Origin of the sequence: Dysgonomonas sp. BGC7 (assembly GCF_001261735.1) — a bacterium.
Classification (GTDB): domain Bacteria; phylum Bacteroidota; class Bacteroidia; order Bacteroidales; family Dysgonomonadaceae; genus Dysgonomonas.
The window spans coordinates 195,042-201,421 of sequence record NZ_CVRP01000003.1 but is presented as its reverse complement, the minus strand read 5'-3'; the positions used below and the strand labels follow the sequence as shown (position 1 = coordinate 201,421).

The window sequence follows — 6,380 nt, the reverse complement described above, 5'->3', positions numbered from 1 at the left end:
AAAATAACTCCATCAGCCCGTCTATTCTCAGCCTACAGGTTTTCAGATGAAGATTATTCAATATATGCAGGGGATAAAATAACTCCGTCAGCCCGCCTATTCTCAGCCTACAGGTTGTCAGATGGAGATTATTCAATATATATTACAGAGAACTAACCTCATACCCCAGACCAGCGATCTATTTGTGTCATTTCATCCTGTACACGTAATATATCCGTTACGGAAACACGAGGTGCGAATTTTATAGATTTTATGGCATCTACAAGGGCTTCGTTGTCGGCATTTACGGTACTGGCTATTGCAGGTATTTGTCCTCCGGCTTCGAATTGTCGGCGCAAAGGAGATTCGTAGCCTTGCGATGCTTTGGCAAAGAAAGAAGTCATATCGGAAGCAGAGAGCTCTCTGCGTTGTGAATTGATGTAGCGCACCAATCCCAGATTCTTGTTAGTAGATTCTCTGTTGACTACATATTCGCCACCTTCTACTTCTATATTTGAACCCTCTATGCGCATACCGCCCTGTGCATGGCGCTTGCCCGATAGTAGACCGCCATCAGCAAACTTGGCTAGCTGTTTGGTCATAATACCTATTTGGACAGCTCCTGCTGCGCCTACTATTGCCGCAAGGGCAATATTGAAAGGAAAAGGATATGCTCCTATGGTTTTGGTAACGCCCTGTGCTACACTGGCAGTAGCTTCTCCTATGTTTTTTAGTAAAGTTGCTTTGCGGTTTAGTTTCTCTATTTTTTCCTGTTCGGCTTGTTTCTTTGCTTTTTTTGCTTGCAGCTCTCTTTCTTTAGCTTCTATCTCTTGTTTTTTAGCAAGGCTTTCATCTAAGACTTTTTGTTTTTCACGCTCGTTATCTTTTAATCTCTTAGTTGTCTCATCTTTTTCTTTTCTCTTTTTTACTTCTTCATCTATTTGAGATTGGCTATAATTACTAAATTCCTCTGCAACTTTTCTTTCTATCTCACTTTGTCTAGCAGTAGTTTCTTCTTTAGCTGCTGCGAGTTCTGCTTGTTGATTTTTATAATCTTGTGTAAATTCCGCATTTTTGTTTTTCAAATGTAAAAGATCTTCATCCATTGCAGCAATTTCTGCTTTATATACATTGCTGACAGCGGTGAATGCAGAACCTAAGTAATCGGCTGTTTTTCCTGTAACATCTTTAATACTATTTGTTATTCCATTTAGTTTTTCGGCATATTGTTGCCATTGTATCAAGTCTAAATCCTGCTCTTTTTTTTCCTGTGCTGTAATATCTTGCCTTACTTGTATAATCTGTTCTCCATAAAACTTTATCGCCGCAGCTTTCTTTGCTTCCAGTTCTTTTTTTCGTTCATGATCGTTTTCTGAAGCTTTAATCTCTACATCATACTGCGCTATAATGGCTTTGCCGTTTTGTTCCAACGACAATCGCTGGTGATTTAATGCCTCTATAGACATTTTCACCTTCTCGCGAGTTGCTTCTACATCTATTATTACCTTAGTTGCTTCGGCTGTTTTTGCAGCAGCTTCGCCTGTCGCTTTAGCGGCAGTAGTTGCATTTCCTGCCGATTCGCTTGCTTTCTTTGCTTCGGCTGCCGCTTTTTTGTTTTTGTCTTGTGCGTCTATAGCTGCCTGCGATACTTTTTCCAGATCCTTTTCGGTTATGCCTAATTCTTTAGCAGTTTGAGCAGAAATATCGTTAATAATTTTTTTTGTTTTTCTCGATACTGTACTTGCAGCTACCTCTACATTTTCGGTAAGGCTTTTGTACAATTTGTCGTTGAGCGATTTTGCCGAGGCTTCATAGCTTTTGGCATTTTGTTTCAGGTCTTCTTTTAGTTTCTTGTCTATTAGTGCTATATTATCGGCTTTCAGTTTTTCAAGAGCTACAATATCTCCACCTGCCTTTTTGGCTTCTTCGTATTCGGAGGCTATGCGAGCCTTTTCTATCTCAGCTTGTTCTTCGAGCAGTTGTTTCTTTTTTTCATAGGCAGTTATTACCTGTTCCACCGATTTTGCATTTTTGGCAAGGGCATCTATTTCAGCCTGATTGGCTGTCAGTTTTGCAGCCGAAGTCTGAGTGAGGGTCTTATATGCTTTTTCGTTCAATCCTTGTATCTGCTCCATCGTCAGAGTCATTTTTGAGGATTGAGTGCTTAGTTTGGTAAACCGATCTGCCAAATTTTTATCGTATCCACTAAACGATTTGAACAGTTCGTCGGAAACGGCAAAATAGTTACGCTTAACTTTCAACGTAGATGCAATTATATTATCTGCGTTTTTGCTCAGATTTTCGAGCTGACTATCTATCTTGGTCGCAGCATTGGGAGTAGCTATTTTTTCGATAGTCTCCTTGGCAGATATTGCTTCTATTTTTATATCTTTTAGTTTGTCTATTAATTTATCGCTTCCTTTTTCCTGAATAACGACAGCATACTCCATCTTTTTTTCCATAATCGTTTTTATGGTATAGATAAAGAAATAAAATAATGATTAAACCTTATCTTTGCTTTCCCTAGTCTTATTATATATGAACTAATATCTAATAATGTATGAAAAAGTACCTGTATATATTCGTTTTATTATCATTCATGTTGGGGTGCGATGTAGAGGATTCTAGTGGCGGTGGATATTCTTCTGGGATTCTAGTATATACCATCAAGCCTGATGGTGAAAACTACAAAGTGTATTTTGAAAATAGTGATTTCAAATTAGTATATATCATCAAGCCTGATGGAGACAAATATAAGATGTATTCGGTTTCTTTGGATCATCTCTACACCATAGAGCCTGATGGAGACAGATATAAGATGTATTCGAGTTCCTTGGATCATCTCTACATTATAGATCCATATGGAAAAAAATATAAGGTTTATTCGAGTTATTGGGATCATCTCTATACTATAGAGCCTGATGGAGAGAAATATAAGGTGTACACCCGATGATGATGTAATTTACAATTTCCCTATTCTTGTTCTATTATATATTTTTACGACATTGATATAAAATAAAAAAGCCTGAAATATCCGTTCAGGCTTTTTTGTTATTTTCTGATTCTGAATAGTTTCGATCATTTATCTGCTCGTCAAATGAGAATTACTTTTTAAAATCGGGAAGGATTTGCTCCTTCTACCTTTCTGCCCCAATGATATACCGAGAACGCATCTTTGGCATAACCATCGCCTACGATCTGAAACCGATTGGTTTGTGCCCCTTCTATTTTTTGCCCTCTGAAATATACCGAGAATGCATCTTTGGCATATCCATCTCCTAAGGATTCGAATCGGTTTGTTTGTGCTCCTTCTATCTTTTGCCCCCTGAAATATACCGAGAACGGGTCTTTGGCATATCCATCTCTCAATGTTTGGAATCGGTTTGTTTGCGCTCCTTCTATTTTTCTCCCTCTATAATATACATCAAAGGCATCTTTGGTGTAGCCATCTTTTAAGCTTTCAACTCGGCTGCTTTGTGTATCTTCTACCTTTTTGCCGAAGTAATATGTCGAGAACGCATCTTTGGCATATCCATCTCTTAAGACTTCGAATCGGTTTGTTTGTGCTCCCTCTATTTTTCGTCCTCTGTAATATACAGTGAATGCGTCTTTGGCATAGCCATATCCTAAAGTCTGGAATCGGTTTGTTTGTGCCCCTTCTATTTTTTGCCCTTTGTAATATACATCAAAGGCATCTTTGGTGTAGCCGTCTCCTAAATTTTCAACCCGGCTGCTTTGTGCCCCTTCTACCTTCTTGCCGAAGTAATATGTCGTGAACGGGTCTTTGGCATATCCATCTCCTAAGACTTCGAATCGGTTAGTTTGCGCTCCCTCAATTTTTCGTCCTTTGTAATATACTGTAAACGGGTCTTTGGCATAGCCGTCTATTAGTACTTCGAACCTGCTGACTTGTGCCCCCTCAATTTTTCGTTCTCTGTAATATACATCAAAGGCATCTTTGGCATAGCCCCATCCTAAATTTATTAGGTCATTCGATCTTGTGCCTCCTGTTCTGTCTCCACTGTGGTGCTTGCTTTCTCTATCTTGCAAAAGAAGAACAGTGTAGGGTGAATCTGTTCTGTCTTCCTCTATTCGGCTTGTTTCGTTGTCTCTTGCAAAGACGTTGGCCGAATGTAATAGCAGACTCGAAACGCACAATAATACTATCTTTTTCATAGTCTGAGTTTTTTGTTAGTTATCTACAAATGTAGACTAATATTTTTAATGAAAGTTTAATCCGGTACTCATTTTTATACTAGTCTTTGTTGTAGATAATTTACGATTATCTTGTCTGAAAAGTAATGGAACTGAGTTTTGAGTTTACCACATCAGTACAATATGGAATGTTTCAGTTTCGGGGCGTATGTTGGTACTAAAATCGGAATATGTAAGATAGAAGATCAGCGGACAGAGGGTAGCTAAAACAATAGATAAATTTATCATGTTAGCATATCTTTTCGTATTTTTGCACCAGCGGCTACAGCCCAAAAGAAAAAGAATAAATGAACAGACAACGAAATAGTATCATCCTGCTAATTGCCGGCATCCTTATAGGTATGCTGCTGATGTATATCTTTAGCGGAAAGGGAAAATCTGAAGCCCGTACGCAGGTATCGCACAACATGATAGTGGAGAAAATAGAAAGTCTTGGCAATCTGGAGGTCGTAAAATTCAGCATACAGGATATTGTAGAGTACAAAAAAGTACGCACATGGCTACCCAATGCCAAAACTGCACTTATAGTGTCGGGCGAGGTAACGGGATGTATAGACCTCACCCAACTGCGTCCCGAAGATATATATACATCGGGTGACTCTATACGCTTGCGCCTTCCTGCACCTAAAGTGTGCCATGTGACGGTAAACCACGAGCAATCGCGTATTTATAATATGCAATACAGCCTGTGGGAGACTACCGAAATAGTGGACGAGGCATACCGTCATGCCGAAAAGCAGCTTAGGGAGCAAGCTCTTAAGCTCGATCTGGAGAGTAAAAGCCGCACCAATGCCACAGATTTGCTGACGCCTATACTTCAAGCAATGGGTTTCGAGCACGTACTTATAAGCTTCGATACTCCTCAAGGAGGCAAGGCCAAATAAAAGAAGGATGTCTCTTTGCGAACATCCTTATACAACATCTTTTCTTTTTTTTTGACCGCCTATCAGCTTATCTGAATGTGTTTTATAACACTTATAGGTTCTTATCTTTTTATATTTTTTCAAGTATCTTTATATTGAGAATTTTTGCGAAATTTGGAAATGGGAAGATTTTTTAGAATTATTATTATCGTAAGTTGCTTTATGAGTCTGATGGCTTGTAGCGATGATGAGGAAGAAAACGTAGTGTCAACAATAAGCTACAAACTTCCTGAAGGATGTGATTGGAAGGATGTTCCTTTGAAAGAAAAAACATTGTACAGAATAGATAGCATGGAGGAATTCGAGTCACTCAATCTGACAGACTGTGATGGAATAGACATTGACTTTGAAAAATATACGCTACTTTACCATCGGTTTGCAACGGGTGCGGTAGAAGCTATTACCACCAAGTTGTACCGAACAGAAGAGAGCCCTAATCAGTATTATTTGAAAACCATTATTTACAAATATAAAGGGAATAAACCTGTACCAGCTATAATGCATATCCAGCACGTTGCTCTTATTGTGAATAAACTAGACAGGGATGCTTCTGTAGAATTGTCCGTTGTTGAAAAGTAAGTGGATCAATCTTCTGTAAAAGAGTATAGATAACTTATGGAGAAGCAGAGGATAGACCGAAAGAAAACAGAATATCCTCTTACTTTCAACATTCCTTATCGTTTAGGAAAATAAAAACCACTGTCGAAATGCTCATTGTCGCCGTCACAGCCGCTTGCATCAGTCCAAAGAGGGTAGGTCGCCTTATTTTTGCGAAGGAAGTCTGCTAATTGTCTTTTTAACACATCGGCATCATTCTTTATCCATTGTCTGAGTTGTGCCAGATCGGAAATATCTACGCCCCGGCTGTTTTCACTTTCTCGTATCGTGATTCCCTTATTCACTATCGTAGCCCAATGGAAAGGCAATGCCTGATATACGGTATAAAAAGATAATACAGGGGCAATGCGTAGTACCAGACTGCTGTTTGCTTCATTAAGCGTGTTTTGTGCTATCTGTTCGCACAGTTCGTCTGTCAGAGCTTCGCCCAGCAAGGGCAAGATGTGAAGTTCTTGAGCAATACCGATATAGGGTATAAATTCGGAAATATCTGTCGATGAAGTCACAGGAGAATGTTGCTTAAATAGTCTTTCGTTTATCAAAGGTTGTTGATTCATAATACTAAGTTTTTATGTATAGATAAATTAAAATATTCTTCATCAATTTCTTTGGACGAAATAAATAAATACCTAAATTTGGTCAAGA

7 protein-coding genes are annotated in these 6,380 nt (G+C 38.8%); 3 read left to right on the top strand and 4 right to left on the bottom strand.

What is annotated here, in order from left to right:
- Positions 1-158: 158 nt before the first annotated feature.
- Complete coding sequence (locus tag BGC7_RS02655) at positions 159-2,441, bottom strand: hypothetical protein (RefSeq protein WP_050700011.1); 2,283 nt, start codon at positions 2,439-2,441, stop codon at positions 159-161.
- Between the two features lie 98 nt (positions 2,442-2,539).
- On the opposite strand from BGC7_RS02655, the gene BGC7_RS02650 reads away from it, so the two are divergent.
- On the top strand, positions 2,540-2,932 hold the full coding sequence (locus BGC7_RS02650) for a hypothetical protein (protein ID WP_157258644.1): 393 nt from the start codon (positions 2,540-2,542) through the stop codon (positions 2,930-2,932).
- A gap of 158 nt (positions 2,933-3,090) precedes the next feature.
- Here the strand turns inward: BGC7_RS02650 and BGC7_RS02645 are convergent, their stop codons facing one another.
- Both BGC7_RS02645 and BGC7_RS18150 read right to left on the bottom strand, forming a co-directional pair.
- Positions 3,091-4,155 carry a DKNYY domain-containing protein gene (locus BGC7_RS02645; RefSeq protein WP_050700009.1) on the bottom strand — a complete coding sequence of 355 codons (1,065 nt, stop codon included), beginning with the start codon at positions 4,153-4,155 and terminating at the stop codon, positions 3,091-3,093.
- A 144-nt stretch (positions 4,156-4,299) separates the two neighbouring features.
- Positions 4,300-4,422, bottom strand: coding sequence for a hypothetical protein (locus tag BGC7_RS18150; protein ID WP_255351446.1), 123 nt, complete (start codon positions 4,420-4,422; stop codon positions 4,300-4,302).
- A gap of 59 nt (positions 4,423-4,481) precedes the next feature.
- Between BGC7_RS18150 and BGC7_RS02640 the strand changes: the two genes are divergently transcribed.
- Positions 4,482-5,078, top strand: coding sequence for a DUF4230 domain-containing protein (locus BGC7_RS02640; RefSeq protein WP_050700008.1), 597 nt, complete (start codon positions 4,482-4,484; stop codon positions 5,076-5,078).
- A gap of 159 nt (positions 5,079-5,237) precedes the next feature.
- Positions 5,238-5,696, top strand: coding sequence for a hypothetical protein (locus BGC7_RS02635; RefSeq protein WP_157258642.1), 459 nt, complete (start codon positions 5,238-5,240; stop codon positions 5,694-5,696).
- Positions 5,697-5,791: 95 nt separating this feature from the next.
- Here BGC7_RS02635 and BGC7_RS02630 read toward each other — a convergent pair whose 3' ends face one another.
- Positions 5,792-6,292 carry a DUF6712 family protein gene (locus BGC7_RS02630; RefSeq protein WP_050700006.1) on the bottom strand — a complete coding sequence of 167 codons (501 nt, stop codon included), beginning with the start codon at positions 6,290-6,292 and terminating at the stop codon, positions 5,792-5,794.
- Positions 6,293-6,380 lie beyond the last annotated feature (88 nt).

Excerpts from the sequence above, each read along its gene's own strand:
- BGC7_RS02650 (WP_157258644.1), top strand. The coding sequence starts at position 2,540 with ATGAAAAAGTACCTGTATATATTCGTTTTATTATCATTCATGTTGGGG.
- BGC7_RS02630 (WP_050700006.1), bottom strand. The coding sequence starts at position 6,292 with ATGAATCAACAACCTTTGATAAACGAAAGACTATTTAAGCAACATTCT.
- BGC7_RS02640 (WP_050700008.1), top strand. The coding sequence starts at position 4,482 with ATGAACAGACAACGAAATAGTATCATCCTGCTAATTGCCGGCATCCTT.
- BGC7_RS18150 (WP_255351446.1), bottom strand. The coding sequence starts at position 4,422 with ATGATAAATTTATCTATTGTTTTAGCTACCCTCTGTCCGCTGATCTTC.
- BGC7_RS02645 (WP_050700009.1), bottom strand. The coding sequence starts at position 4,155 with ATGAAAAAGATAGTATTATTGTGCGTTTCGAGTCTGCTATTACATTCG.
- BGC7_RS02635 (WP_157258642.1), top strand. The coding sequence starts at position 5,238 with ATGGGAAGATTTTTTAGAATTATTATTATCGTAAGTTGCTTTATGAGT.
- BGC7_RS02655 (WP_050700011.1), bottom strand. The coding sequence starts at position 2,441 with ATGGAAAAAAAGATGGAGTATGCTGTCGTTATTCAGGAAAAAGGAAGC.